This is a genomic window from Amycolatopsis palatopharyngis, from assembly GCF_003385185.1.
Classification (GTDB): domain Bacteria; phylum Actinomycetota; class Actinomycetes; order Mycobacteriales; family Pseudonocardiaceae; genus Amycolatopsis; species Amycolatopsis palatopharyngis.
The window spans coordinates 89,767-115,052 of sequence record NZ_PQHZ01000018.1 but is presented as its reverse complement, the minus strand read 5'-3'; the positions used below and the strand labels follow the sequence as shown (position 1 = coordinate 115,052).

The 25,286-nt window shown below is 67.8% G+C and carries 21 protein-coding genes; 7 read left to right on the top strand and 14 right to left on the bottom strand.

Translation table 11 applies throughout. The annotated features are described in order from the left end of the window. Positions 1–116: 116 nt before the first annotated feature. Positions 117–6,455, bottom strand: a complete 6,339-nt coding sequence (locus D0C15_RS16180; protein ID WP_116046046.1) for a DNRLRE domain-containing protein — start codon at positions 6,453–6,455, stop codon at positions 117–119. Between the two features lie 266 nt (positions 6,456–6,721). Here D0C15_RS16180 and D0C15_RS16175 point away from each other — a divergent pair, with 266 nt between their 5' ends. The 4 genes from D0C15_RS16175 to D0C15_RS16160 are packed head-to-tail and all read left to right on the top strand — an operon-like array spanning position 6,722 to position 10,652. Further along, a complete protein-coding gene (locus D0C15_RS16175; protein WP_116046044.1) occupies positions 6,722–7,759 on the top strand; it encodes an iron-siderophore ABC transporter substrate-binding protein in 1,038 nt (345 codons plus the stop codon). Positions 7,760–7,771: 12 nt separating this feature from the next. Further along, positions 7,772–8,788, top strand: a complete 1,017-nt coding sequence (locus D0C15_RS16170; protein ID WP_116046042.1) for a FecCD family ABC transporter permease — start codon at positions 7,772–7,774, stop codon at positions 8,786–8,788. After that, positions 8,788–9,846, top strand: coding sequence for a FecCD family ABC transporter permease (locus D0C15_RS16165; RefSeq protein ID WP_116046040.1), 1,059 nt, complete (start codon positions 8,788–8,790; stop codon positions 9,844–9,846). The genes D0C15_RS16170 and D0C15_RS16165 overlap by 1 nt, the downstream gene beginning before the upstream one ends. After that, the gene (locus D0C15_RS16160) at positions 9,843–10,652 is read left to right on the top strand and encodes an ABC transporter ATP-binding protein (protein WP_116046038.1); all 810 of its coding nucleotides are present in this window, start codon (positions 9,843–9,845) and stop codon (positions 10,650–10,652) included. The genes D0C15_RS16165 and D0C15_RS16160 overlap by 4 nt, the downstream gene beginning before the upstream one ends. Here the strand turns inward: D0C15_RS16160 and D0C15_RS16155 are convergent. Then, on the bottom strand, positions 10,615–11,112 hold the full coding sequence (locus tag D0C15_RS16155) for a GbsR/MarR family transcriptional regulator (protein ID WP_211323214.1): 498 nt from the start codon (positions 11,110–11,112) through the stop codon (positions 10,615–10,617). The two genes, D0C15_RS16160 and D0C15_RS16155, sit on opposite strands and share 38 nt — an antisense overlap. A gap of 17 nt (positions 11,113–11,129) precedes the next feature. Next, positions 11,130–11,744, bottom strand: a complete 615-nt coding sequence (locus tag D0C15_RS16150; RefSeq protein ID WP_116046035.1) for a TetR/AcrR family transcriptional regulator — start codon at positions 11,742–11,744, stop codon at positions 11,130–11,132. A 120-nt stretch (positions 11,745–11,864) separates the two neighbouring features. Here D0C15_RS16150 and D0C15_RS16145 point away from each other — a divergent pair, with 120 nt between their 5' ends. Continuing rightward, positions 11,865–13,088, top strand: a complete 1,224-nt coding sequence (locus D0C15_RS16145; RefSeq protein ID WP_116046033.1) for an FAD-dependent oxidoreductase — start codon at positions 11,865–11,867, stop codon at positions 13,086–13,088. 238 nt (positions 13,089–13,326) lie between these two features. On the opposite strand, the gene D0C15_RS16140 is transcribed toward D0C15_RS16145, so the two are convergent. The 4 genes from D0C15_RS16140 to D0C15_RS16125 form a co-directional block, all read right to left on the bottom strand. Beyond that, positions 13,327–14,520 (bottom strand): HNH endonuclease, encoded by a 1,194-nt coding sequence (locus tag D0C15_RS16140; RefSeq protein WP_245975862.1) that lies wholly within the window; start codon positions 14,518–14,520, stop codon positions 13,327–13,329. A 247-nt stretch (positions 14,521–14,767) separates the two neighbouring features. Continuing rightward, positions 14,768–16,594, bottom strand: a complete 1,827-nt coding sequence (locus tag D0C15_RS16135) for a bifunctional sugar phosphate isomerase/epimerase/4-hydroxyphenylpyruvate dioxygenase family protein (RefSeq protein WP_116046029.1) — start codon at positions 16,592–16,594, stop codon at positions 14,768–14,770. Positions 16,595–16,611: 17 nt separating this feature from the next. Beyond that, positions 16,612–17,649: a Gfo/Idh/MocA family protein gene (locus D0C15_RS16130; protein WP_116046027.1), complete on the bottom strand. Its 1,038-nt coding sequence runs from the start codon at positions 17,647–17,649 to the stop codon at positions 16,612–16,614. Further along, positions 17,646–18,089: a type II 3-dehydroquinate dehydratase gene (locus D0C15_RS16125; protein WP_116046077.1), complete on the bottom strand. Its 444-nt coding sequence runs from the start codon at positions 18,087–18,089 to the stop codon at positions 17,646–17,648. Before D0C15_RS16125 ends, D0C15_RS16130 begins: the two co-directional genes overlap by 4 nt. Between D0C15_RS16125 and D0C15_RS16120 the strand changes: the two genes are divergently transcribed. Then, positions 18,063–18,407, top strand: coding sequence for a substrate-binding domain-containing protein (locus tag D0C15_RS16120; RefSeq protein ID WP_245975860.1), 345 nt, complete (start codon positions 18,063–18,065; stop codon positions 18,405–18,407). The two genes, D0C15_RS16125 and D0C15_RS16120, sit on opposite strands and share 27 nt — an antisense overlap. Before the next feature lies 1 nt (position 18,408). Here D0C15_RS16120 and D0C15_RS16115 read toward each other — a convergent pair whose 3' ends face one another. From D0C15_RS16115 to D0C15_RS16105, 3 genes are all read right to left on the bottom strand, one after another. After that, positions 18,409–18,894 (bottom strand): nucleoside deaminase, encoded by a 486-nt coding sequence (locus D0C15_RS16115; RefSeq protein WP_116046025.1) that lies wholly within the window; start codon positions 18,892–18,894, stop codon positions 18,409–18,411. Between the two features lie 5 nt (positions 18,895–18,899). After that, positions 18,900–19,193 carry a Dabb family protein gene (locus D0C15_RS16110; RefSeq protein ID WP_116046023.1) on the bottom strand — a complete coding sequence of 98 codons (294 nt, stop codon included), beginning with the start codon at positions 19,191–19,193 and terminating at the stop codon, positions 18,900–18,902. Between the two features lie 130 nt (positions 19,194–19,323). Further along, the gene (locus D0C15_RS16105; protein ID WP_116046021.1) at positions 19,324–21,159 is read right to left on the bottom strand and encodes an NAD(P)/FAD-dependent oxidoreductase; all 1,836 of its coding nucleotides are present in this window, start codon (positions 21,157–21,159) and stop codon (positions 19,324–19,326) included. Between the two features lie 115 nt (positions 21,160–21,274). Between D0C15_RS16105 and D0C15_RS16100 the strand changes: the two genes are divergently transcribed. Beyond that, positions 21,275–22,597, top strand: coding sequence for a GAF domain-containing protein (locus D0C15_RS16100; RefSeq protein ID WP_211323213.1), 1,323 nt, complete (start codon positions 21,275–21,277; stop codon positions 22,595–22,597). Between the two features lie 191 nt (positions 22,598–22,788). Here the strand turns inward: D0C15_RS16100 and D0C15_RS16095 are convergent, their stop codons facing one another. The 4 genes from D0C15_RS16095 to D0C15_RS16080 all read right to left on the bottom strand — a co-directional run bounded on the left by D0C15_RS16095 (position 22,789) and on the right by D0C15_RS16080 (position 25,260). Further along, complete coding sequence (locus D0C15_RS16095) at positions 22,789–23,463, bottom strand: hypothetical protein (RefSeq protein WP_116046019.1); 675 nt, start codon at positions 23,461–23,463, stop codon at positions 22,789–22,791. Positions 23,464–23,698: 235 nt separating this feature from the next. Beyond that, positions 23,699–23,926 (bottom strand): hypothetical protein, encoded by a 228-nt coding sequence (locus D0C15_RS16090; protein ID WP_245975858.1) that lies wholly within the window; start codon positions 23,924–23,926, stop codon positions 23,699–23,701. Between the two features lie 41 nt (positions 23,927–23,967). Further along, the gene (locus D0C15_RS16085; protein ID WP_116046017.1) at positions 23,968–24,561 is read right to left on the bottom strand and encodes a TetR/AcrR family transcriptional regulator; all 594 of its coding nucleotides are present in this window, start codon (positions 24,559–24,561) and stop codon (positions 23,968–23,970) included. A 57-nt stretch (positions 24,562–24,618) separates the two neighbouring features. Next, the gene (locus D0C15_RS16080) at positions 24,619–25,260 is read right to left on the bottom strand and encodes an NAD(P)-dependent oxidoreductase (protein WP_116046015.1); all 642 of its coding nucleotides are present in this window, start codon (positions 25,258–25,260) and stop codon (positions 24,619–24,621) included. Positions 25,261–25,286 lie beyond the last annotated feature (26 nt).

Genomic DNA, 25,286 nt, shown 5'->3' with positions numbered 1-25,286 from the left:
CGGCACGATGGATGATGCGTTGGAAGCCAGTGATCAACGCGTTCTCCATCACCTTCGGTGACCGCTGGCCGGTGACCGAGACCTACTAATCGACACCGCCGGAAACACCGTTCGCGTTACGGACCCTGCGAGGCGAGTCGCCCGTCGAGGTGGTAGCCGTAGTCGACGGTGTTGCCGTTGGCCTTGGTCTCGAGGTCCACCTGCCCGCGCGCGCTGTAGCCGTAGGTGGTGACCTTCGGGTCCTGCCCGGTCTCGGTGTTGGTCACCTTCGCGACCAGGTCCCGCGGGTCGTACTCGAACGCCGCGTCCTGCGTGTCGTGATCGCGGGTCAGCGGGTTGCCGTTCGGGTCGTAGCTGAACGCCGTGGTGTTCAGCACCGCCCCGGCCAGCTTCTCCTCCACCTTCGCCAGCTGGTTGAGCCCGTTGTAGCCCATCGCGTAGGCGTCGACGTTCGCTCCGGGGCTGCTGTCGGTGAGTGAGGTGAGGTTGGCGTTGGCGTCGTAGGTGTAGCTGAACGTCTTCGCTTCGGTGTCGGTGTCCCCGGAGTTGTCGCGCACCAGCTTCACCGAGTCCGCCGCGACCTGGCCGTCAGCCTTGTCGGTCAGCTCCACGTTGTGCGTGTTGCCCTTGGTGAAGGCGTGCGTGCCGAGGCTGACCCACTCCCCCGCCTGCTGGGTCTGGTTTACCGCCGTCGTCGTCTCGCCCCCGCTGTGCCGCACGGTGTACGGGGCGTTGGTGGCCTGTGCGCCCGGGTAGCGGGCGAACACCTCGTAGTCGCCGTCCTGGGGCACGTTGAGCGTCCACGTGACGCTCGCGTCTCCCGTTCCGGCCGGCGCGGTGCGGTAGTCGTAGCCCTGGAATCCGGTCCCTTCACTGCTGGTGGCCCAGGTTCCCGCCACCTTCAGGTTGGGGGTGTCGGAGTTGTCGACCAGCACCACGTGCTTGCCGACCGGCACGCCGTCGTCGCTGCGCGACTTGAGTTTGCCGTCCGGGTAGTAGTCCCAGCTCATGGTGCGGGCCGACGAGCCGCCCGCGCTGGTGAGGGTGCGGGCGGTCTGCTGGCCGAGGTTGTTGTAGTCGTAGGTGGTGGCGATGTCCCACGGGTCGGTGGAGCCGCGGATCCAGCCGTTGTCGAAGTAGGAATAGTTGGTGCTGTTGCGCACCGACTGCCCCGCCGACGGCGGCGCCGATACCTCGGCGAGGTTGCCGACCTTGTCGTAGGCGTAGCGGGTGATGTCGGGCGTGCCGTAGCGGGCGTCGCCGGGATCGTGTGGCGAGTGCTTCTCGATGGGCCGGTTGAGTTTGTCGTAGACGGTGCGCGCGGCGAAGTCGTCCGGGTCGTCGGCGGTGTCGACCCCGCGCGGGGTGATCACCCTGGTCTGGTTACCGACCTGGTCGTACTCGACCCTGGTGGTGCGCACGACGGTCTTGCCGTCCACGTTGGCGTGCGGGGCACGCACCTCCACCACCGAGGAGCGTTCGTCGTAGACGTAGGTGGTGGTGACGCTCTCGGCGTCGGTGCTGGTGGTGACGTTGCCGTCGAGGTCGTAGGTCTGACTGGTGACGTGGCCGAGGGCGTCCGTTGTGGACACCTGCCGGTGGTTGCGATCGTAGGCGATCTTCGTGGTGTAGTCGGCCGCGTCGGTGGTCGCGTTCTTACGCGGATCCACCACCGTCACCAGGTTGCCGACGTTGTCGTAGGTGTAGGAGATCGTCTCCCCCGCGGCGTTGGTGGCCGCGGTGAGCTGGGAGATCTCGTCATACGCGTAGCGGGTGACGAAGTCGTCCGGATCGGCGGGGGTGAGGGTGCCCAACGGCTGCGTCTCGGCGAGCAGGTTGCCGATCGTGTCGTAGCTGAACGTCGAGCGCCGCTCGGGACCGTCCGGAGTGTCCTTCGGCTCGGTCGCGGCGGTGAGCTGGTCGGCCGGGTCGTAGGTCGCCGTCGTCATCGCGCCGTTGGGCGCGGTGGACTGCGTGACGTTGTCGTTCGCGTCGTACACCGGCGCCGGGGTCGTGATCAGCTCCCCCGCGTCGGCGTCCTTCGGCACCGTGGTCTCCAGTGGACGCCCGAACACGTCGTAGGCCGCCGTGGTGGTGGCGCCGGCCGCGTCGGTGGCCGAGACCACGTTGCCCCGCACGTCGTAGCCCACGGTGGAGGTGTTCTCCAGCGCGTCGGTCGTGGCCCGCGGGTAGCCGGCCGCGTGGTAGTCGGCGAACGTGGTGGTGTTGCTGTTCGCGTCCGTGGAGGTCAGCAGCTGACCGTGCGGATCGTAGGTGTAGACCGACCGGTAGTCGTCCGCCACATCAGGCGTGGCGACGCCCTTGGGGTCGGTGACCGTCGTCAGGTTGCCGTTGGCGTCGTACCCGAACGCCCAGCGTCTGCCCTCCGGGCTCACCTTCCCGGTGAGTTCCGCGGTGTGGCCGCCGGGTGCGGTCCGATACTCCAATGTGGTCGGTGGCGTGTTGTTCGCGACGGCTTCCGCGTCTCGGATCGACGTCGGATACCCGGTCTTCGGGTCGTAAGTCCACGTCGAGACCGCCCCATTGTCCTCCGTGAGCGACACGACGTTGTTGTCGGCGTCCCACGTCATCGCCGTGGTCTCGTTCTTGGCGTTGGTCGTGGAGGTGGGCCTGCCGAAGCCGTCCATCCGGTAGCTGGAGGTGTGGCCTTCGGCGTCGGTGACCGTGGACGTCATCTCCGATCCGGCCGAGCCGTCGGGGTCGGCGTAGGCGAATCCCGTGTCGTGACTCAGCCGGTCGGTGAGGGTCTTGGCCTTCCACTTGTCCTTCGGGTCCTCGGGAGCGGTGTAGTAGGCCAGACCGCTGGTGTTGCCGCGCGGGTCGGTCACCGCGACGAGCTTGACGTTCTTGTTGCCCTGCTCCGCGTCATAGGCGAACCGGAACGTCTTCGCCAGCGGTGTGCCAGCCCCGTCGACCATCTCGGTCAGCAGGCCCTTGTCGTCGTAGCCGAAGGTCACCTTGCGCCCGGAGATGTCGGTCACCGACTGCACCATGTCCAGCAGCTTCGGGTTCTTCGTCTCCCCCTTCTCCCAGTAGTCCAGCGTCAGGCTCTGCCTGCCCGCTGGATCGGTGACATAGGCCAGGAACTTGCGCGGCTGGTTGTTCGACTTGCGCTCGGTGTAGGTGAAGTTCTGGGTGTTGCCGTTGCGGTCGGCGACCGCCGACAGCCAGCCTTCGTCGTCGAAGAAGAACTTCGTACGGTCCGGGCGGGTCATCACCCACCGCCGCGAGGCGTCCTCACCGGAGGATCGCGCCAGATTCAGGTGTACGCCCGCGGGCTTGTCGTACGTCCACAGCGCCGGGTCGGTCGAGTCGTGCTTGTTCAAGGTGAACTCGTGGCTCGTACCGTCCCCGTCCGGCATCGTGACCCGCGACGGATAGTCCTGCCCCCTCGGATGCAGGTCCAGCGACGTGCCCAGCCGGGTGATTCCCGAGGCCGCCATCGACCAGCCGTAGCCCATCGAGGTGGCCGAGGTGTCCATGCTGTTGTAGGTCATCCGCAGGAACGTCGACAGCCCCCGCCCCGGGTTCGACAAGGCGTCGTAGGAGAACACGGTGTTGCCGGCGTACTGGTTGACCAGCACGTTCGATCCCGCCCCTGTGGACTTGCCCACATAGGAGTAGAACTTCTCCAGCCCCAGCTCATCGCTGGTCGGGTCCTCGACCGTCACGTTCTGCGGCAGCGCCGGAATCCCGCCCGTGCCGGAGAGCCAGCTGCCGTCGGTGGTGTTGCGCAGGTCCCAGCTGAGCACGAACTGCTCGCGCTTGTTCCCCGCCGCGCTCTGGATCGGCGTTTTCACCCGCGCCTGCACGGTAACCGTGCCCATCGGCGGAACATCCGCGGGCAGCGAGGTCTCCAGCCGGTTGCCGCCGGTGGTGACATCGGTGCCGTCCGGCAGACCCCAGCGGTAGGACAGCACCCGGTTGCCCGCCGACCAGGTCTCCCCGGTGGTGTTGGTCAGCGTCACCGGCACCGTGTACTCGTCACCCGGGATCATCCGCATCGAGGGGGTGTCCGGCGCGTAGTAGGTGGACTCCGCCGTCGGCTCGGTGTAGGTCACCACGAGGTTGGGCCGCAACTGCGGTTCCGCGGCCTCGTCAGACAGGAACAAGGCGCGCTGCTCGACCGTCGTGTCATTGAGCCGGACCAGCATTCCGTGGTTCGACGATGGATCGTTGACCCAGTTCTGCACCAAGTCGGAGACGTTCCACCAGTTCCACTTCGGATCGTTCGTCACCGTGGTCAGCTGGTCGGCCATCGTGCCGTACGTGCCGCCGCCCGCGGTCCAGGCAGTTGCCGCCGATGCCCGCCGCCAGGTCGCCTCACTCTCCACGAACGACTCATTCAGCTGGTGCACATTTATCCTGGCACCACTGCCCCAGGAGTAGAAGCCCCACAGGCCGACCTCGGCCTCCTCGATCCGCGCGTTCGCGGGAATCGAGGACAGGTCAGGGAAACTCACCACGGGCCTGGTCGTTCCGTAGGTCGACGAACCGATCCCGGCCGACAACCACTTCTGACCGCCGAACGTGTCCAGGTTCGTGTCCGGTTGTCCCGAGGACAACGTCGTCGCCTCGGCCGTCTGCAGGATCTGCGTGACTCGGCCAGCCTTTGGCAGCCGCGCGACCTGCGTCGGACCGGGGATCAGCTGCCCATCCCTGGTCTTGGCCACGATCATGTAGTAGTACGCCGCCCCGAACGGGTCCGGTGAGTCCGCGGGTGTCGGGCGTGCCGTCGTGTCCGTGAAACTCGTCGTATCCGGTGACAACGGCGCGACGAGCGTGTACCGCGACGGCGTGAACGCCTGATACACCGTGCGGTGCACCTGGTACTCCACGACGTCGTCGGCCGGGTTCGTCGGCTGCGGATCAACGTAGGGATCCCACTGCAACTCCGCACCCGTCGAACGGATCGTCGTCGGGTAGTGCAGGTTCACACTCGGCCTGCCATACGTCAGGATCAGCTTCGGCCGGTTCGCCACCTCGCCGCCGTAGGCGTACTCCGCGGCCTGGTAGATCGCTCCGCCCCGGTTCAGCGCCTCGTCGGTCGCCTTGAGCATCAGCCCGTGGTTCTGCGCCGAGCCCGACACCCAGGACTGCGCGATGTTACGCACGTCGAACTCGTGCCACACGTTCGCCTTGTTCGCCTGCTTGACCTCAGTGGACAGTCCCGCCTCGGCGAAGTCCTGGCTCGCGGAGTTCCAGGTGGCGGTGTCCTCCGAGAAGGCCTGGGTGATTCGACGTGCCTCGATCTCCACGTTGTTCACCGCGGTGTGCAACTCGCTGTCGTAGTACGTCCGCAGCCGCGCCGACGCCAACGACGTACCTGCGGGAACCACCGAGGTGTCGAACTTCAGCAGGCTCCGCGCCACACCCCACGGGTCGGTACCGACCGAGAGCCGGTAGCTCGAACCATCGTTTCGGGTCGGGGTGTCCGACCAGATCTGCACATCCTCGCCGGTGGTCGGGGTCGGCTCGATCTTGATCGTCGGGTCGATCACCACCGGATACTGGCGCTCCGGCGCCCCCAACCAATCCTCGTCCGCGGCCACCGTCACCGTGATGTTCGCACCCTGCTGCTCGACAGTCTGGGTGACCTTGTCGCTGAAAACCTTGCCGTGCGGCGACTTTCCGTCTTCGTTGCTGTCGAACATGAACGGACGCGGCATCACGAACAACGGCGGCCCATGCTCGCCGGCCGCGCCCTTGGCGAAGAACCCGATCGACCCGTCCGGCTGCTGCCGCGCGGTCACGCCGCCCAGCCGCATCGTGAAACGGAACACCGACTCACCCACCGGTGAGGGCAGCACGATCCGCTCCTTCAGGGCCTCCCCGGTCACCTCGTACTCGAGATCCGCGCTACCAAAGGCATCCGGATAGGTGACGGTGTCGCCCTGCACCCGCGGCGTCAGCTCCCGCGACTCGCCCGCGATCCCCAGCGCCACCTGCTTACCGGCCGCCTCGAACCGCACCAGCTTGTCGCTCTTGTCGCCGAAATCACTGCGGAACCTGTTCTTGTCGTTGCCGAACCGGTACCCGTCCCGGCCCCGCTCCACCACCGTCGTGTCGATGTCGGACCATCCATCGCCATCCCGGAAGTGCTGCGGCTCGGGCGAAATCTCCACCTCGGTCCGCCCGTCCGACATCGCGAACACCTTGGTCGTCGCCGACCGCTTCGCCACCAGCTCCTTGACCCGTTTCGGCGGCTTCGGCGGTTGTTCGGGTGCGGAAGCCTTCCGAACGGCCGGTTCCGCGGCTACCGGGTCGGGCGAGAACAGCCCGACAACCGAACTCCACAAACGACCCAGGCCGAGATCCGTGCTCCCGGGCGACGTCACGGGCGCACCCACCGGCATTCCCACCAGCAGCAGCGCCACGAACAACGCCGTGATCAGGGCGCGCGACAAGAACCCCGGCTTACGGGACGAACGCATGAGAGATCCCCTCAGCTTGCAGTGAGCGGCATCCCCGACAGACACAACCCCAGCCATACCGCGACTCCTTGAACAGGCAACCAGCCAGAGCCACAGCAAGCGATCAACCAACAGGAGTAATAACCAGGTAAAGCGCTGAGCCGAGCGGCGGTGTGGCGACGACAGGAACGGTGACACCCCACACGTTCAGAAGTTATGAAACTTAGGTTAGTCTGCCCTTCATACGACTGATCCGAGTCGAGCGCACCCAGCGAAGGACCTCACAGATGAACGCAACCTTGGGAAGACGGCGCCTGCGTGCGCTCGGCGCCGACCTCGCCGTCGCCGCCATCGGCCTCAGCGGCTGCGGTGCCGCGTCCACGACCGAGACCGCGTCGGGTTCCCGGGTCGGTGACGCCTTCCCCGTCACGATCGATAGCGCCCTCGGCACTGCCGAGATCCCGCAGCGCCCGGAACGGATCGTGACGCTGGGCCAGGGCTCCGCCGAGACGGCGATCGCCCTCGGTCAGACCCCGGTCGGAATCGAGAGCTACGAATGGGGCAGCGACGAGACCGGCTACCTGCCGTGGATCCACGAAGCCGTGACAGCCGAGGGTGGGCAGCTGCCCACTCAGTTCACCGGCGGCGAGGACATCGACTTCGAAGCCGTCGTCGAACTCGCGCCCGACGTCATTCTCGCGCCGTGGTCGGGCATCACGCAGGAACAGTTCGACATCCTCAACGACATCGCGCCGACCGTCGCCTACCCCGGCGAGGCCTGGAGCACCGACTGGGACGAACAGATCTCGATCATCGGCAAGGCGCTGGGCAGGACGGCCGACGCTGGCGAGTTGATCGCCGGGATCGAGCAACGGTTCACCGAGACGGCGGCGACGCGGCCCGCCTACGGCGACGTGACGTTCTCCTACATCTACACCAACGGCCCCGGCACGCTCGGCGTGTTCCTCCCCGACGAACAGCGCGTCGCGATGGTGTCCAAACTGGGCCTGGCCGTCGATCCCGTCGTGGAGTCCCTGCCCGAGACCGAGGGAACCGACTCCGCCCTGATCGGATTGGAACAGGCCGACCGGCTGCGTGACAGCGACCTGGTCTTCACGTTCTACGCCAACCCGGAGACGAAGCAGGAGATCGAGGCCCAGCCGCTGTACAGGAGCATTCCGGCCGTCGAGCGGGGCAGCGTCGTGGCCAGTGCGGACAACTCCTTCGTCACCGCCTCCTCCATCATCAACCCATTGACGGTTCCCTGGGTGATCGACCGCTACCTGCCCGAGATCGACGCGGCGATCGCCAAGCTCGACCGGTAACCCACTCCGCCCGTGACCGCACCACCCCAGCAGGCTCGTACCGCGGGCCCACAGCACACGTTGCTCCTGTGCGCCGGACTCGCGCTCCTGGTGACCGCCGCCGGGCTCAGTCTCATGCTGGGCGGCAAAGCCACTTCACCCGCCGACGTCTGGCACGCGCTGACGGGAACCGCGGACCCGTTCCTCACCACGGTCGTCGAGAGCCGATACCCACGCACGGCCCTCGGCATCCTCGCCGGTGCCGGGCTCGCCGTCGCGGGAACGCTCCTGCAGGCCATCACGCGCAACCCGTTGGCGGAACCGGGCCTGCTCGGGATCAACATGGGCGCGGCCGCCGCGATCGTCACCGCCAGCGCGTTGCTCGGCGCGCAGAGCGCAAGCGCGACGGTGTGGTGGGCGCTGCCCGGCGCGGTCGTCGCGGGTGCGGGGGTCTATGTCATCGGCACTGCGGGCGCGGGCACCGGACTCGTCCGGCTGGTGCTGGTCGGCGCGGTGGTGTCCGCCGTGCTCGGCGCCTACATCCAGGCCGTCACCCTGAGCCTGCCGGACGTGTTCGACAGCTACCGCTACTGGGTCGTTGGCTCGCTCGCAGGCCGGGACTTCGACACGCTGCTGTCGGTACTGCCGGTCACGCTCGCCGGATGCCTGCTGGCACTCGTACTGGCGCCCGCGCTGAACGCGCTCGCGCTCGGCGACGAGGCAGCGGTTGCGGTGGGAGCCAACGCGACCCTCGCGCGAGCGGGCGGCCTCGCGGCGGCGACCCTGCTCAGCGCGGGCGCGACGGCGGCCGTCGGCCCGATCGCGTTCGTCGGGCTTGCGGTACCGCACATCGTCCGGGCCGTCGCCGGGATCGACTTCCGGGTGCAGCTTCCGTGTGCGCTCCTGCTCGGCCCCAGCCTGCTGTTGCTGGCCGACGTACTCGGACGGGTACTCGTGCGCCCACAGGAACTCATGGTCGGTGTGGTCGCGGCGTTCGCGGGCGCGCCGTTCCTGCTCTATGCCGTGCGACGCATGCGGGGTGCCATGTGATGGGGTACGCGACCCTGCCCCGGGACGAGCGTCGTCCCGTGGTGCGGCTGGGTGGCGCGGTCGTGGTGCCGGTGCACCGCAGGTCGATGCTGCTGACGATCGCGCTCGCACTCGCCCTCGGACTGGCGGCGGTGGCGACGTTGACCGTCGGGAGAGCGGGTATCCCCCTCGCGGACCTGCCTGCCGCGCTGGCCGGCGGGGCCGAGGGCAGCGCGGAGTTCGTGCTCGAACGGCTGCGCGGGCCACGGCTGGTCGTGGCGATCGGCACGGGACTCGCTCTCGGGATTGCCGGAGCACTCTTCCAGTCGGTCGCCCGAAACCCACTCGGTAGCCCCGATGTGATCGGGGTTGGCTCTGGAGCGGGTGCCGGGGCGGCTTTCTTCGGCCTGCTCGTGCCTGGGTTGATCCCGGTTCCAGTGGGTGCCGTGCTCGGCGGTGCCGCCGCGGTGCTGCTCGTCTATATGTCGACGGGCAGCGGTTTCCGGCATCCGGGACGGCTGATCATCGCCGGGATCGGCGTCGCGGCGATGTCCGCCGCGTTCACGCACTACGTCGTCTATGTGGCGGCACGGGACAGGGCAAGCGTGCTTTCGGCCTACCTGAACGGAAGCCTCGCCGCGCGGTCCTGGGAACACGCGGCGACGATCTGGCTGGCACTCGCGGTCGTCGTACCGGCCGTGTCGCTGCTGGCGGGCCGCGTCGCCGTCACGGAGCTCGGCGATGAGCTGGCAGAAAGCCTGGGAGCCGGGCCGCGCTCGGCGCGGGTGTGGGTGGTCGTCGTCTCGGTCGTCCTTTCGGCTGCGGCGGTGAGTGTGGCCGGCCCCATCGCGTTCGTCGCGCTCACCGCGCCGAACATCGCCAAACGGCTGTCGGGCGCTCCGGGTGCGAATCCGATGTCGTCGGGGCTGACAGGCGCCCTGCTGCTGGTGCTCGCCGACCTCGCCGCACAGCACTCGCCGATCGGCGAACGGCTTCCCGTCGGGATCTTCACGATGGCTATCGGCGGTGTCTACCTCGGGCACCTGCTGATCCGCGAGTGGCGGAAGGGTGTGCTGTGAACGAAAAAGGACTGGATTTCCTGCGAGCCGACCAGGCGACACTGGGGTACGGCGGGGTGCCGGTCGTGCAAGACCTCAACTTGGACATCCCGCAGGGCGAGTTAACCGTCCTGATCGGCCCCAACGGGTGTGGCAAGTCCACTGTGCTCAAGTCCATGGCACGGGTGGTGCGGCCGCAGTCGGGCCAGATCCTGTTGCGCGGAAAGAGCTTGCGCGGCTATCGGGGCAAGGCGGTCGCGCGACAGCTGGCGTTGCTACCACAGAGTCCGGTGGCACCTGATCGAATCACGGTGCGCGACCTGGTCCGCCGAGGGCGCTATCCGCATCACCGGCCACTCCGGCAGTGGAGCCCGGCCGACGACGTGGCCGTCGCGCGGGCGCTGGAGCAGACGGATCTGGCCGGTAGTGCGAGCAGGCAGCTGAGCGAGTTGTCCGGCGGGCAGCGGCAGCGGGCCTGGTTCGCCATGGTCCTCGCGCAGGACACCGACATCGTTCTGCTGGACGAGCCGACCACGTTCCTCGACATCGCGCACCAGTTCGAGGTGCTCGAGCTGTGCGCGCGGTTGCATTACGAAGGGCGCACGGTCGTGGCGGTACTGCACGACCTGAACCAGGCGGCGCGCTATGCCACGAACCTCGTCGTCATGGCCGAGGGCCGGGTCGTGGCGGCCGGCGATCCGGCGACGGTGCTGACCACGGAACTGGTCACCGAGGTGTTCTGCCTCGACTGCGACGTCGTGCCGGATCCGAATGCGGGCACGCCGATGGTCATTCCGCTTCCCCGGCGGGACCGCGTTCGGCCTTGACCCGATCCCACTGCTCGGTGAGCACTTCGTGGTATCCGTCGAGCCAGGTCATGTAGTCCCGCATGTTCACCAGCCGGTTGCGGCTCTTGGCGTCGAGATGCGGCAGCCGGTCGAGCGCGGTCTCCGCCAGCGCGCGCTGCTTCTTCAGGTAGTCCCGCTCGTTGCGCAGGAAGCTGCCCCACACATCGACGTCCATTGTGTACATCCGCGCCTTGCTTTCGCCCGGAACCCGCTGGACGAAGCCGACCTCGGTCAGGCTCCTCAGGTACACAGAGGTCGATCCCCTGCTGACACCCGCACCCTTCGCGATCTCGTCGGCGGAGACGCGGTCCTTGCCGCACACGAGCATGAACCCGACGATCCTGCCTTCGGACTTAGCCGCGCCCTGCGAGCGCCAGAACTGCGCGAACTGGTCGATGAACCAGTCGACGACCTCGTCCTCGTTGCCCGTTTCGCTCACCACCCGAGTATCGCGCTTTACCGGGAAGCTGCCGGATCGGGGGCCAAGAGGCGCTTGAGGGCGTCGAGTTGCGCTCGCGCGAGCTGCTGCTCCTCATCCGCATCCAGCTCTTCGCGATGCCGCACGCCCCATTCGTCGAAGACGCGCACGATCGCCATCGTCATCTGGGCCTGCAACGGCGCGGGCAGATCGTCCCGCACGGAACCGCACGCACGCCCGACCGCGAGTGTCTGCTCGAGCCATGTCTCGATCGCCGCCAGCAGCCTGCCGAGAGCACTGTGCTCCCCCGCAGGCGCACCGGGCAGGTAGAACATCCTGCCGAGGTCCCCGAACGAAGGTTCGCGGCCCGCGAGGTCGAGCAATCGGTCCAGCAGTTCTTCGGCCCTTGCCCAGAAATCGCCGACGGTGAACTCGTGTGGTTGCGGTACCTCGATCTCGCGAGCAAGTGCAGCCGTGATGTCGTCGATGAGACGGTCAAAGAGTTCTTCCTTCGAGCGAACGTAGTGATAGAAGGAGCTCTTACTCATGCCGCAGGCCCGGATGATGCGATTCAACGAAGCCCGCTCGTAGCCATGCGAAGCGAACTCTCGTGCCGCCGCCTCCATGAGCGACTGCCATCGATCGGCAGCCATAACTCCTATCTCGTCCCGCGCCATGGAGCCAGACTACATCTCTGTGGACCAACCGGTCCACTAGGGTCGCATTGGTGTTATCGTTGATGTGGACCATCTGGTCCACACGGAAGGATAGATATGTTAACCCCAACTCCTGCGCTTATTCAGATTGCGACCACCGCGGATGACCCGCTGCGGATACTGATCGTCGGAGCAGGGGTCGCGGGAGTGACCATCGCCCAGTTGTTGCGGCGCCACGGACTCCATCCGACGCTGGTGGAGCGCGCGGGAGCCGACGCGGACGAGGGTTACATGCTCGCACTCATGCCCATGACCGATCCGGTCATTGCCGAACTCGAAGGACGCGACCGCTACCTGGCGGCCAGCGTGGCTCTCGGCCGGTACGGATTGCGCGCGCACACCGGTCGGTTGGTTCGCGAGGACTCGTTGGCCAGAATCGTCGGCCGTTTCGGGGATTACCGGGGGATCAGCAGGGGGCAGTTGCTGTCCGTGTTGTCGGCGGACGGTGGCACCGTCTCCTACGACACGTCGGTGAGACGGCTGAGCGATTCCGGCAAGGAGACCGTGGCGACCCTCCGCAGCGGGAACGAGGAGTTCGAGGCCGGCTTCGACCTGGTGATCGCCGCCGATGGTATTCATTCGACGACCAGGTATCTTGTGCTTCACCGCGATCAGGTCAGCGTCGTCGACACTGGTTGGGGCGGCTGGGTGATCTGGCTTGAGCCCGACGCGGCCACCGACCTCGGCGAGGAGTTGTGGGGCGAGGACTTCTTCGTGGGCAGCTATCCCGTGCGCAACGGCCTCGGCGTCTTTGTCGGTGGAGCGCGCGCGGACACGGAAGCCGGTCCCACACGCTTCGCCGCGCATATCCGGACGAGTCTGACCACATGCGACAGTCGGATCGCGCGGATACTCGACACACTCGCGACCAGCCGGAACCCCTACTACTGGCCGCTGACCGACTGCCGGGCCAAAAGGTGGTCGACCGGCCGGGTCGTTCTACTCGGTGATGCCGCGGCTGGTTTCCTGCCCACCGCGGGAATCGGCGCCGGGATGGCGATGGAGTCCGCGGGAGTGCTGGCCAGGACCTTACGGGGCGCGACCGCACGCGACGTTCCGGAACTGCTGCGCATATACGAGGAGAACCAACGTCCCCGTGTCGAAGCCGCACAGGACACATCGCGCAGACTCGCGCGGCTGATGTTTCGCCAGAGTAAGGTGTTCGCGACCCTGCGCGATCTCGCGATGTCAAAGGTGAGCGTCGAAGCCGCCCTGGGCCCGATCAAGAAGCTGCTGGCCGACAGCCCGCTGCCCACGGCCCCGACCGGCTCGCACGAATGACGGTCTCCCGCGCGCCGCATCGAGACCGTCAGTCATCTCCTCGGTCTAACACAGCGAGGATGCGGGGGTGCGGAAATGGCGAGAGATGTCAGGGGGCGACGTCGGGAAGTGGCAGCCAACTGGGGAGCCGGGAGGACTCGACGCCCCGGCAGGCGAAGTAGTCCATGCCCAGGAGCAAGTCTGGGGATTCGTCGACCTTTCGTTGGTTCGCTCACACCGAACCCTCCCACGCCGATGTTCAGATCGGTGGTGGGTCGAGGGGTTTGTGGAGTGGTTGGGGTCGGCTGTTGTGGTGTTGGCCGGTCGGGGTGGTGATGGTGAGGGTGTTGTCGGTGGGGTTGACGGTGTAGTGCCAGCCGGGCCGGTCCTTCAAGCGGTGGTGTGACTTGCAGAGGCTGATGAGGCGTTGTTCGGTGGTGGTGCCGTGTTTGCGCCAGTCGAGGCTGTGGTCGAGTTCGCAGGACTGCGACGGCCGGTAACACCCCGATGCACGGCACTCTCGATCCCGAATGCGAACGAACTCGTCCAACGGTGCGGTGGGGCGATACCGGGTACGGCCCAGGTCGATGGGATGACCAGTCATCGGATCGGTGAGGATGCGCCGCCAGGTGGTGTTGGGTCCGGTGGCGATCTGGCGGGCGAGCCATGCCGGGATGAACCCGTGTCCGGTCATCTCGGCGGGTTCGTCGTCCAGTTCGAGCAGTGTGGTGGCGGCGACGTAGACGAACACCTCCGCCCGCACATTTCCGGTGCCGGTGCCGTCGCGCAGGCACAGCTTGGCGAAGAGGTCAGCGCGGAGCTGGTCGAGAGTGTCGGTGGCTCCGGCGTGGCGGAGCCTGCGCGCGTCGCGGTCAATACGGGCATAGATCGAGGTGGCTATTTCGGCGGGCAGGTCGGCGATCAGGGTGGCCATGCCCTCACCCTGCTGCACCAACTGCAGCGACCGTCCCTCCCGGCGCCGCGCCACCCGCTTCGCATACCCGTCGGGGTCGACGGTGGCGACAACATGGTGCGCCGCCCGCCGCAACTGCGTCGGATCCTTGCCCGCCAACCGCTGCGAGAGCCGCTCATCGGCCAGCGCCACCAGATCATCGGACAGGGAACCGGTGACGTCGGCGATCTTCGACGCCTTGTACCCGTCCAGCATCCCCGCTTTCATCGCCGCCAGGGTGTGCGGCAGTCGGGTCGTCAACGCCACCGCGAGCGACACCATCCGCTCCGCCGCATGCGGCGTGATCGACAATGCCAGTGCGACTTCTTGAGCGACATCCCGAGTTGCCCCCGGAGATGTTGAGACCAGTTCGGCGATGTCGGACAGTTGCCGGGCCTCCATTTTGGACCGAGTCCGCTCGATCGACTGTAGCCGCGCGACGAGTATCGATCTTCGCCGGGACAGACCCGGCACCGCCACATTTCCCCCTGAACCAGTCACCCCACGATTATAGAAAGAGGGTCCGACAAAAACCGGCGCACAGCCGGTCCGTTCCCTGGGTAATTGTCGCTACCAGCCACCCCGCAAGGGTGATACGTGGAGCGACAATTGCACAGGGCGCGCCGAAGGCGTGCCCGAAACCCGACCACCCCACCCCGCGCCGCGCGCAAACCGCAAACTCGCGCCCCGAAACTGCCAACACGAGCCCCGAAACTGCAAACTCGGGGCCGGAAACTGCAAAGTCGGGTTAGCGGCGGGCTTCGCGGTGGGCGGCCATGCGGATGGGGGCGTTGATCGCGCCGTGGCCGGTGTAGTCGCCGACGCGTTGTACGACCTCGAAGAAGACCCGCGAGCCGAGGACCTCGGTGTGGAAGTGGAAGAACTCGCCGGTCTCGTCTCGGTCGTAGAGCACGTGGCATTCCCGCATGGCCGCCAGAACCTCGGGATCGAGTGCCAGCCGCGCGTCGAGGTCGTCGTAGTAGTTGTCCGAGATGGTCAGCAGCGGCGCTCCTCGCTTCCGCATCGCCCTCGCACAGGCGAACACATCCTCGGTCTCGAAGGCGATGTGTTGTGGATTCGGTACACCGGGCGACCAGCTTCCCCTGCGCAGCAATGTTCCGTGCAACGCGATCCGCACCCGCCTGTCCTGGTCTCCGACCATCCGGCTGCGCACCAGACCGAACGGTGCGGCGAACTCGCTGTCCCCGCTCGGTTCCAGCCCCAGCACGGCTCGGTAGAACAGTCCGGCCTCGTCGAAGTGGTCGAAGGGCTGCGCGAGCGCTACGTGGTCGATTCCGGTCAAGGCCGTGGCCGGGCGGTGTTCCGTGCCGGTGAGGATGAAGTCAGACAGCCAGCTCTTCGTGTCGTCAGCGCCGGTGCGGCAGAAGAACACCGACGTTCCGTCCGGCGCCGCGACCGCACTCAAGTCTGCCTCGGCCGGGCCGCGCGTCCGTGGAATCGCGGGTGCCAGCAACGCTTCCGCTCGACTGGCCGAGCGTGGAGGATCCGCCGACTCGACCGCCAGCGCGCTGATCGCGGTCGCCCCGTCCGCACCGGAATTGAGCAGTACCCGAGCGTCGCCCTGCTGCCACAGTTGCACGGGCTTCGAGCGGTGCTGGCCGAGGTGCGCGAAGCCCATCGCGGCCAGCGCTCGTTCCACCCGTGGTCCCGAGTCGTCGTCCACCGCGATCTCGGCGAACGCGAATCCCGACAGCTCCGGTGCGGCCGGTATCTCGATCCGCTCCCGCCCCGGTGCTGTCGAACTGTTCCCGAGTTGCTCCTCGAGTGCGATGAGTGAACGCATCGCGTCGACGGCCGCACGTTCCGGGGCCGACTGGCGGTACACGTCGTTGAAGACCTCCAGCGACAGCGGACCCCGATAACCGGCGGCCAGTATCGGGCCGACGAATGCGGCCAGGTCGAAGGAGCCCTGACCGGGAAAGAGGCGGTGGTGCCTGCTCCACTGCAGCACGTCCATGTTCAAACGCGGGGCGTCGGCCAGTTGCAGGAAGAACAGCTTCTCACCAGGGACGTCGGCGAGTCCGCTGACATCGCTAGACCGGGACAGCACATGGAAACTGTCCAGACAGAGCCCTAGCGCGGGATGGTCACCCCGCCGGACGATCTCCCAGGAATGCTGCCATGTATCGACAAATCGACCCCAGGCCAGAGCCTCGTAGGCGACTCTGATTCCGTGTTCGGCCGCGAGTTCCGCCAGCGTGTGGAGTTGTTCGGCCGCCAGGTCGTCATCGTCCACCGCCTCGGGGGACACCGAGGAGCAGACGAGGACGGTGTCAGCTCCCAACCGGCGCATCAGCTCGAACTTGCGCTCCGCCCGACGGAGATTGCGCCGCAAGGTCTCCTGCCCGACCGCCTCGAAATCCCGGAACGGCTGGTAGAGGTCGATCGAGAGGCCGAGATCCGCGCACCGGGCCCGGATCTGTTCCGGGGCGGAGGGTGAGGCGATCAGATCGTTCTCGAAGATCTCCACTCCGGCGAAGCCCGCCCCCGCCGCGGCTTTCAGCTTGTCCTCCAGTGTGCCCGAGAGGCACACAGTCGCGATGGCTTTGCGCATTCGCCCTTCCTCCATCATCAGGTTGCCACGAGCTGACCGGAGTCCGCGGCTTCGGCGATCGCCTGCGTCACCCGCAATGTCTCCAGGCCCTGACGACCGTCCACTATGGGCTGTTCCAAGCCTCGGACGACCGCATGGAAATGGGCGAGCTGTCTGGCGAGCGGGTCCGCATTCGGCACCTCGACGGTCGAGGTGCGCAACGGCTTCCACCACGAGCGTTCCCCGGTGAACACCCTCAGCCGCATGCTGGGGATCGACAGCGATCCCTCCGTGCCCGCGAGCACGTAACAGTCCTCGTCGGCGTAGCTCGGGTAGCCCGCGTCCTCTCGCGAGGTCTGTTCCCAGCTCCTCGCCGCCGCCGCGGTATCCGACAGCAGAAAGGTGCCGAGCGCTCCGGAGGCGAACCGCAGCGTGATCGCGACCGTGTCCTCCACCGCGAATCCCCTGACCTCGTTGGAGGCGGTCGCCTGCACGCTAACGATGTCGCCGCACAGCGCGCGTAGGTTGTCGATCTCGTGGATCAGGTTGATCAGGATGGGGCCGCCACCCGGCTCCCGCCGCCACGGCGCCTCGTCGAAGTAGGTGTCCGGCTTGCAGAACACCGCGCTACCCATGACCGCGACCAGACGGCCCAGCACCCCACGCTCCACAAGGGTGCGTGCAGTGGCCAGTATCGGGCTGTGCCGCCGATGGTGTCCCACCAGCAAGGGCACTCCCGACCCCTCGGCGGCCTCGACCAGTATCTCCGCCTCGGCGACGGTGTCGGCGATCGGCTTCTCCACCAGCACGGGGACACCCGCCTTGACGCACTGCAGGCCGTGCCGGACGTGGAACCTGTTCGGTGAGGCCACGATGACCCCATCCGGGTGGACGGTGTCGAGCAGGTCCGCCAGCTCCACATATGCCGGCACCCCGGCGGCCTCGGCGAACTCCCTGGCACCAGACTCGGGGTCCGCGATGCCCACCAGCTCACATTCCGCACTCGCAGACACCAGCGCCGCGTGCCTGCGCCCGATGAGACCGGCACCCGCGACGGCGAGGCGCACTCGACTCACGGCGTTTCCCTGCGAGCCAGCCAACGCAGCGCGAGTTCGTAGCCCTCGGGTCCACAACCGACGATCGACGCGGTGGCGACCGGGGAGATGTAGGAGTGCGCCCGGAACGGCTCACGCGCATGGACGTTGGTGATGTGCACCTCGACGAGTGGGCCGGTGAGCATCGCACACGCGTCCCGAAGCGCGACCGACGTATGCGTCCAGGCCGCCGGGTTCAGTACGACAGCCGCGCCTTCGTCTGCGGCCTCGTGGACCCAGCCCAGCATCTCGTGCTCGGCATTGGTCTGCCGTACCCGCACCGTCAGTCCCAGCTCCTCGCCCACCGTCCGGCACGATTCGGCGAGCTGGTCGTACGTCGTCGTGCCGTACTTGCCTGGCTCCCGGCGACCAGGCTTGGGCCGTTCCCGCCCGCGGTGCGCGGCGGTGCCGCCGCGGCCGATGCCGCATTCGGCCAGGGGGCGACCGCGGCCATCGCCCACAACGACCTGCTCGCGATCGGCATGCTGCGCCGGTTCGTCGACCGGGGGGTCCGCGTGCCGGAGGAGATCAGCGTGGTCGGCTACGACGACATCTTCGGCGCGGACTTCTGCTCGCCCCCGCTGACCACGCTGGCCGGGCAGTTCGACGAGGCAGGCAGGCTGGCCGTCGACCTGCTGCTCGGTGCGCGCGACGACGCGCGGCGCGCACGAGCGGGCCACCTGGTGCTGCCCTCACATCTGGTCGTTCGTGGCTCCAGCGGGCCGGCTCCGACCCGCTGACTCAGCCCGCCCCGCGGTCGTGAAATCGGCGGTGCAGGTCCCGGATCCGTTCCGCGAGTTCGGGTACCGGACCGTCCACGACGGCGTCCGGAACAATCTGCCTGATCGGCAGCGTACGCACGGGTGGTGGCGGAACCCCGAGCTCGGCGAGCCAGGACGCCAGTTGCTGCGACGAGCTCGCGTACACGATCCGGCCGAGGCCGACCCACCCGTGCGCGGCCGCACACATCGGACAGTGCTCGCCCGAGGTGTAGACGGTGGCCGCCGCCCGCTGGGCAGGCGTCAGGTTCGCCGCCGACCAGCGCGCCAGCTCGAACTCGGGGTGCCGGGTGTGGTCACCGCCCGCCACGCGGTTGTGGTCCTCGGCCAGCACGTCCCCCGCCGCGGAGACGAGCACGGAACCGAACGGCTCGTCGCCCGTTTCCAGGGCCTGCGTCGCCAGTTCCACACAACGGCGCAGGTACCGCAACTCGGCTTCGTCGACCATGGTGCTCAGTCGAGGGGCTCGTAGTCGATCTCGAGGAAGTCCTCGACCTCGGTCAGCCAGCGTTCGGCCACGAAACCCGTGTGCACCGGGTGTTCGTTGTAGTTCGTGTAGGCCGTCTGGTCGGCGAACTCCATCGAGAAGCCGAACCGGAAGTCGTTCTTGGGGCTCGTCTGACGCAGTTGTTCGAAACGTTCGACGCCGGGAATGTCGGCGAGTGCGAGCGCCGCCTTCAGGAACTGGCGCTCCTCGTCGGAGCCAGGGGCATGGCGAAGCCGGAACGCGACCGTATGACGAATCATGCGCCTCACCCTATCCGGGCAGGCTCCACACCCCCTCGCACTTTCCCGGGAACGTGCGATGCCATACCGCGCTTTCCCGGGAAAGTGCGACGCCGGGTGTGGGCGCCTTGCGGGTCCGGGTCGGGCCGGGTTAGGTGAGGTGGTGGACCTCCTGGAGGCCGTAGACCGGGGTGGGAATGTTCTCGTGGCGGGCCTTGAGCTGCAGCGCGAGGTACAGCGAGTAGTGCCGCGACTGGTGCAGGTTCCCGCCGTGGAACCAGAGGCCCTCCTGCTGCGTTGGCTTCCACATGTTGCGCTGCTCCCCCTCCCACGGCCCCGGGTCCTTGGTGGTGCCGGACCCGAGGCCCCAGCACTTGCCGACCTTGTCCGCCACGTCCTGACCGATCAGGTCGCCGGCCCAGCCGTTCATCGAGCCGAAGCCCGTCGCGTAAACGACCAGATCCGCGGGCAGGCGGGTGCCATCGGCCAGCACGACCTCGTGTTCGGTCAGCTCGCGAACCTGCCCGTGCGCGAGTTTGATGTCCCCGTTCGCGACGAGTTCGCTCGCACCCACGTCGATGTAGTATCCGGAGCCACGGCGTAGGTACTTCATGAACAGCCCGGAGCCGTCGTCGCCCCAGTCGTGCCGGAAGCCCGCCTTCTCCAGCCGCTCGTAGAAGTCGGCGTCGCGCTCGGCGATCGCCTGGTACACCGGGATCTGGAACTCGTGCATGATCCGGTACGGCAGCGAGGCGAACGTGAGGTCGGCCTTCTGCGTGGTCATCCCGCCGGCCACGGCCCGCTCGGAGTACAGATCGCCCAGTCCCAGCTCCATCAGCGAGTCCGACTTGACCACGTGTGTCGACGACCGCTGGACCATCGTGACGTCGGCACCCGCCTCCCACAGCGCGCCACAGATGTCGTGCGCCGAGTTGTTCGAGCCGATCACCACAGCGCGTTTGCCCGCGTACGCCTCCGGCCCCGGGTGCTGACTGGAATGGTGCTGGTCACCTGCGAATCTGTCCTGCCCTGGCAAGGTGGGCACGCTGGGCTTGCCGGACATTCCCGTGGCGAGCACCAGTTGCTTCGGCCGGAGCGTGACCTGCTCGCCGTCCCGGTCGACGTGAACGGTCCACTCCTTCGTGTGCTCGTCATAGGACGCCGAGGTGCAGGTGCTCGACGTCCAGTACGGCACCTCCATCACCCGTGTGTACATCTCCAGCCAGTCACCGATCTTGTCCTTCGGCGCGAAGACCGGCCAGGTGTCGGGGAAGGGCAGGTACGGCAGGTGGTCGTACCAAACCGGGTCGTGCAGGCAGAGCGTCTTGTACCGGTTGCGCCACGAGTCGCCCGCCCTCGGGTTACGCTCGATCACCAGCGCGGGAACGCCGAGCTGGCGCAATCGTGCACCGAGTGCGATTCCGCCCTGACCACCGCCGACCACGACCACGTACGGCTGCTGCGCGTAGCCGAGCTGAGCGTCCTCCCGTGCCCGCCGATCGGCCCAGCTGACCCGGTCGGGGTCGGCGCCGTGCACCGCACCGAGTGGGCGGCTCACGCCCTTGTTCTCCTCGTGTCCCTTGAGCTCGTGCATCGTGGTGAGCAGCGTCCACGCACCCTCGTCGGTGAGCCGCAGATGCCCGAGACCCCGGCCGACCGCCGTCTCGAAGCCGATCCACGCCGAGGTCACGCCGTCGGCTTCGGTCGCGGGTTCGGTGGTCCGGAATCCGGAGGGATCGGTGTCGTCGAGGCGCGCCGTCAGCATGTCCGCGACCCCCTCGCGGCCCTCCACCGTCTTGAGGTTCCAGGTGAACGCGACGAGGTCGCGCCAGAAGCTGTCGGTGGCGAACATGCCGGCTGCCCGTTGCACGTCACGTGCCGCCAGCGCGGCCTCGAAGTCCGCGAGCCAGGTGTCCACCCGCTGCTGCGGCGTGACGTTCTCGCGCTCCATGTCCTGCCGAATGTCGGGTTGGACCGTCTGCGTCATCGCAATTCCTCTCGCCGGACCTGTCTGTGACTCACAGCACAGTCCACGGGCGGGGTCGCGGACAAGGGTTGCAGCACGTTGCACGTGTCATGGCGCAGCTCACAGTCCAGCAGCTATGGTCGAGGAGGGCCCAAGGACGGGAACGGTGATCGTGAGCGGTTTCGGTGCGATCGAGCAGGGCACGGACCTGCAGGCGTACGCCCGCGCTCTCACCAGGACCCATCACGCGGTCATCGGAGGTTCCCGGCCACCGATGCGGCCACGCGACCTCGTCGCCCGATCGTGGTCCAGGGTGCTCGCACTCGGCCTCGATCCCGACGGACGCAACACCCGCCACCCACTGCCGGTCGAGCAGGTCGAGCGGCTGCGCAGGGAGTCCCCGCTGAGCTCGGTGATCACCGAGCTGAAAGGGCTGATCTCCGCCGTCGCGGACGCGTCTCAGTTCCTGCTGGTGGTCACCAACGGCGAGGGCGTGATCCTCTGGCGGGAGGGCGCGGCGCGCACCAGGATGCGTGCGGACAGCCTCGGGTTCGTCGAAGGTGCGCTCTGGACCGAGTCGGCGGTCGGCACCAACGCGATCGGGACCGCGATCGCCGAGGCGGCGCCGGTGCAACTGTTCTCCGCCGAACACTTCGAGCAGCCGCAGCACCCGTGGTACTGCACTGCCGCCCCGATCCACGATCCGCGTACTGGGGAGTTGCTCGGCATCGTCGATGTCAGTGGGCCTGCGCTCACCCTGCACCCGACCATCGGAGCGCTGGTGGAGACCGCCGTCCGGCTCGCCGAACTACGGCTCTGGCGCCACCATGAGCACCGCCTCGAGCAGCTGCGAACGGCCGCCGCGCCCCGGCTGGCCGCGGTGGACGGCCCCCTGCTCCTCGTCGACGAGCACGGCTGGGTGGCGCACAGCGCGGGTATCGCCGTGCGCGATCGCATCGCGGTACCCCGCGGTGACCGGGCGATCGCCGTGCCCGGGCTCGGCCTGTGTCTACCTGAGGCCGTCGCCGACGGCTGGCTGGTGCGGCCCGCGGGCAGCGACGACACGGTGCGGCTGCTGCTCGACCTCTCAGGTACGCCGTTGATCGAGGTGAGTGGCAGCGGTAACCCGTGGCGCAGCTCCCCTACCGCCCGGCACGCGGAGATCCTGCTCCTGCTGCACCTGGCCGGATCGTCCGGCCTGAGCGCGGCGATGCTCAGCTCGGCGCTCTACGGCGACACCGACCATGTGGTGACGGCACGGGCGGAGGTGTCCCGATTGCGCAAGATCGTCGGTGCGGTGGTCGACACACGGCCCTACCGGCTGGCCGACGGTGTCGAACTGCGGGTGGAGTTCGGTGCGGCGGAGCGCTTGCGCGACTGCGCCCTCATCCGCGACTCCACAGCGCCGGGGATTCGGCGAGTGGCTGATCGCCCTGTGGCGGAACACCCGCACCTGTGAGGTGATCGGCTCTGTTCAGGCCCGGCGGGCGGAAACGATCAGTGACGAGTCCCCGAAAGCCCGCAACGCGTCAGGAGCAACCCCAGCCATACGGCGGTGGTGAACGGCACCAGTACCCCTGGCAGGCGCCACCATCGGGTCACCGATGAAACGCCAGCACGGCGGCGAGTCCTTGGATCTTCTGTTACCGATCAGTGTGAGTGGTCGTGCGAATCCGGTGGCTCAGGATTGGCGGTTGGCGTGGGCGTGGGGGTGGTCTCGTGGTGCCCGGTCTCGTCCTGCCCGCCGGTCTCGTGGTGCCCGGTGCCGTCCTGCTCGTCGGTCCCGTGGTGCCCGGTCTCGTCCTGCCCGCCGGTCCCGTGGTGCCCGGTGCCGCCATGTGTGTGCTCGACGCCCGCGACGACGCCAGGCGCCATGACGGCGGCGACCAGCACGGCCGCACCGCCGAGCGCGAACCGGTACTTCCAGAGCGAGATCCTGGAGGCTTGTTCCCGTGGCAGCATTCCCCACGCCGCGCCTACCACGACCACCAGTTCAAGAAGCACCGTCAGAGTTCCCGCCGGCCCCAGTTGCTCCGGTACACCGGCGTCCGGGCCGAACGGTAGGCCATTGGTGCGGGTCAGGACCCACAGCGCTATCGCGGCGATATTCGCCGCGATGCCGATTCCGAGAACCGCCCGGTGCATCGATCGCAGCGCCACCACGGCCCAGCCGACCTGGAAGATCCCCAGCGCGGCGAAGAACAGCCCGGACAACAGCCACTCCCGCCAGTGGTCCGGTGCCGCCGCGAAATGGATCAGGGCCGCACCCACCGAGGCGAACGCCGCGACGGCCGTGGCCAGCTTGATGTCAGTCCGGTAGTACATCTCGAAGGCTTCCTGGCTCGTCCTGGCACGCGTGCGTGCATGGGTGAGTACCGAGGAGATGCCCGACAGGTGTCGGCGCAGCCACGAAGGGTAATGAGACCGAGTGCCGCCGCGTAGAGCTACGTGCTCGGCGTGCCGATCGCTGCATAAATCACCGTGTGGCCCTCGACGTCGCCCGGGATCGTACACGCGCCCCGGTACGTCACGGGCAGCCGCGGTCGGGCCAGGGTGAGCCTCAGCGGGAGATGCCCTGGTCGGCCAGGGTGCCCTCGTCCGCACTGACCAGTTCGTCGATCAGGGCGAAGAAGGCGTCGATTCCGGGCAGGTTGGGCCCCTTGGCCCGGAATGCGGCGAAATCGGCGGCGGAGCGCCATTCCACGATGTCCAGCCACTCTTTGCCCGCAAGCCGCACCAGGCGGGCATCGAGGAAGCCCACACGATCCGCACGGAAGTCCGCCAGCATGGCCGGATGCACCAACCCTACCCATCCGCATACATCTGGGTTCAGACGCCGACGCCACCGATCAGCGTGCGGACAAGCGAGGTCGCGAACTCGTCGTTGCCCTCCTCGTTCGCGTCTTCACCAGCGAAGTTACTGAGGAACGCGTGTTGCAGGCAGGCGCCCAGCAGGAGTGCGGCGGCGGCCCCGGCGTCGATATCGGCGGAGATCGCGCCCTCCCGCTGCTCAGCGGCGAGGAAACCGGCGACCGCGTCACGCACGGTCTCCGGACCCGATCCGCGCTCGGCCAGCACCTTCCGGTGGGCCGCGAGCAATCCCGGCTCGGAGAACACCGAGGCCGCGATCGGAAACGTCGCCCCGTAGAAGGCGATCGCCGCCCGCGCGACCTCCTCCAGCGTCTCCGCGACCCGCCCCTGCCCGACCCGCTCAGGCAACCCGTCCAGCACCACCAGGAGGTTGCTGGGCACACGCTCGTTCAGCACGCCGACGAACAGCTCGGTCTTGTCCCGGAAATGCTTGTACAGCGTCGCCTCGGAGTAGCCCGCCTGACGCGCGATCTCCTTCGTGGTGGCGTGCGCGAGACCTTTGGTGCGCATCACGTGGGCGGCGGCGTCCAGTACCCGGTCACGAGTGCTCACGACACCTCCCCACGCTGTACGGCCTGCCCCGCGCGACGCAGCATAGTCGGCGAGCGCTCACCCGGTCGCGGCCGCCGAGACGCCGACGATCTGCCGTACCGGCTCCGTTTCAGTGATCATCTCGAGCATGGCGTTGGCCAGATCCGCACGCGAGATCGAGTGACCACCCGCGACGGCGCCACCAAACGCCCGCCGGTGGTCGCCGGTGCGGGGAGTGTCCAGCAGCCGGGGTGGCCGGACGATGGTCCAATCCGTGTCACTGCGCTCCACCTCCTTCTCCATCACCCGCAGATCGGCGTAGACGTCGCGGAAGATGGTGCGCACGAGCGGGATGGCGAGGCGCCCCGCAAGCGTTTCACCCTTGGGCAGCGGCCCGAGCGGCGCGGCACTCACGACCAGGAGGCGGCGCACACCGGTGGTCGCCATGGCGGCCAGCATGCCGCGTACTCCGGCCGTGGCGATCTCGCCCTGTTTCCTGCTCGCCGCGAGTGCCGAGAGCACGGCGTCCTGCCCCTCGATCGCCGCTCGCACCCCCGCCGTGTCCGTGAGTTCCGCCTTGACCACCGTCAGTGCGTGGTGATCGATGGGCAACCTCGCCGGGTCACGCACGACCGCGGTCACCGCATGGCCCTGGTCCAGCGCCTGCTGGACCAGCTGCTTCCCGGTACCGCCGGTGGCCCCGAAAACCGTGATGCGCATTGGATCCTCCAGGATGGTGAGTACTT

Coding starts and splice junctions, on each gene's coding strand:
- D0C15_RS16180 (WP_116046046.1), bottom strand. CDS start 6,455: ATGCGTTCGTCCCGTAAGCCGGGGTTCTTGTCGCGCGCCCTGATCACG.
- D0C15_RS16175 (WP_116046044.1), top strand. CDS start 6,722: ATGAACGCAACCTTGGGAAGACGGCGCCTGCGTGCGCTCGGCGCCGAC.
- D0C15_RS16165 (WP_116046040.1), top strand. CDS start 8,788: ATGGGGTACGCGACCCTGCCCCGGGACGAGCGTCGTCCCGTGGTGCGG.
- D0C15_RS16150 (WP_116046035.1), bottom strand. CDS start 11,744: ATGGCTGCCGATCGATGGCAGTCGCTCATGGAGGCGGCGGCACGAGAG.
- D0C15_RS16145 (WP_116046033.1), top strand. CDS start 11,865: ATGTTAACCCCAACTCCTGCGCTTATTCAGATTGCGACCACCGCGGAT.
- D0C15_RS16135 (WP_116046029.1), bottom strand. CDS start 16,594: ATGCGCAAAGCCATCGCGACTGTGTGCCTCTCGGGCACACTGGAGGAC.
- D0C15_RS16115 (WP_116046025.1), bottom strand. CDS start 18,894: ATGGTCGACGAAGCCGAGTTGCGGTACCTGCGCCGTTGTGTGGAACTG.
- D0C15_RS16110 (WP_116046023.1), bottom strand. CDS start 19,193: ATGATTCGTCATACGGTCGCGTTCCGGCTTCGCCATGCCCCTGGCTCC.
- D0C15_RS16105 (WP_116046021.1), bottom strand. CDS start 21,159: ATGACGCAGACGGTCCAACCCGACATTCGGCAGGACATGGAGCGCGAG.
- D0C15_RS16100 (WP_211323213.1), top strand. CDS start 21,275: ATGGTCGAGGAGGGCCCAAGGACGGGAACGGTGATCGTGAGCGGTTTC.
- D0C15_RS16095 (WP_116046019.1), bottom strand. CDS start 23,463: ATGTACTACCGGACTGACATCAAGCTGGCCACGGCCGTCGCGGCGTTC.
- D0C15_RS16090 (WP_245975858.1), bottom strand. CDS start 23,926: ATGCTGGCGGACTTCCGTGCGGATCGTGTGGGCTTCCTCGATGCCCGC.
- D0C15_RS16080 (WP_116046015.1), bottom strand. CDS start 25,260: ATGCGCATCACGGTTTTCGGGGCCACCGGCGGTACCGGGAAGCAGCTG.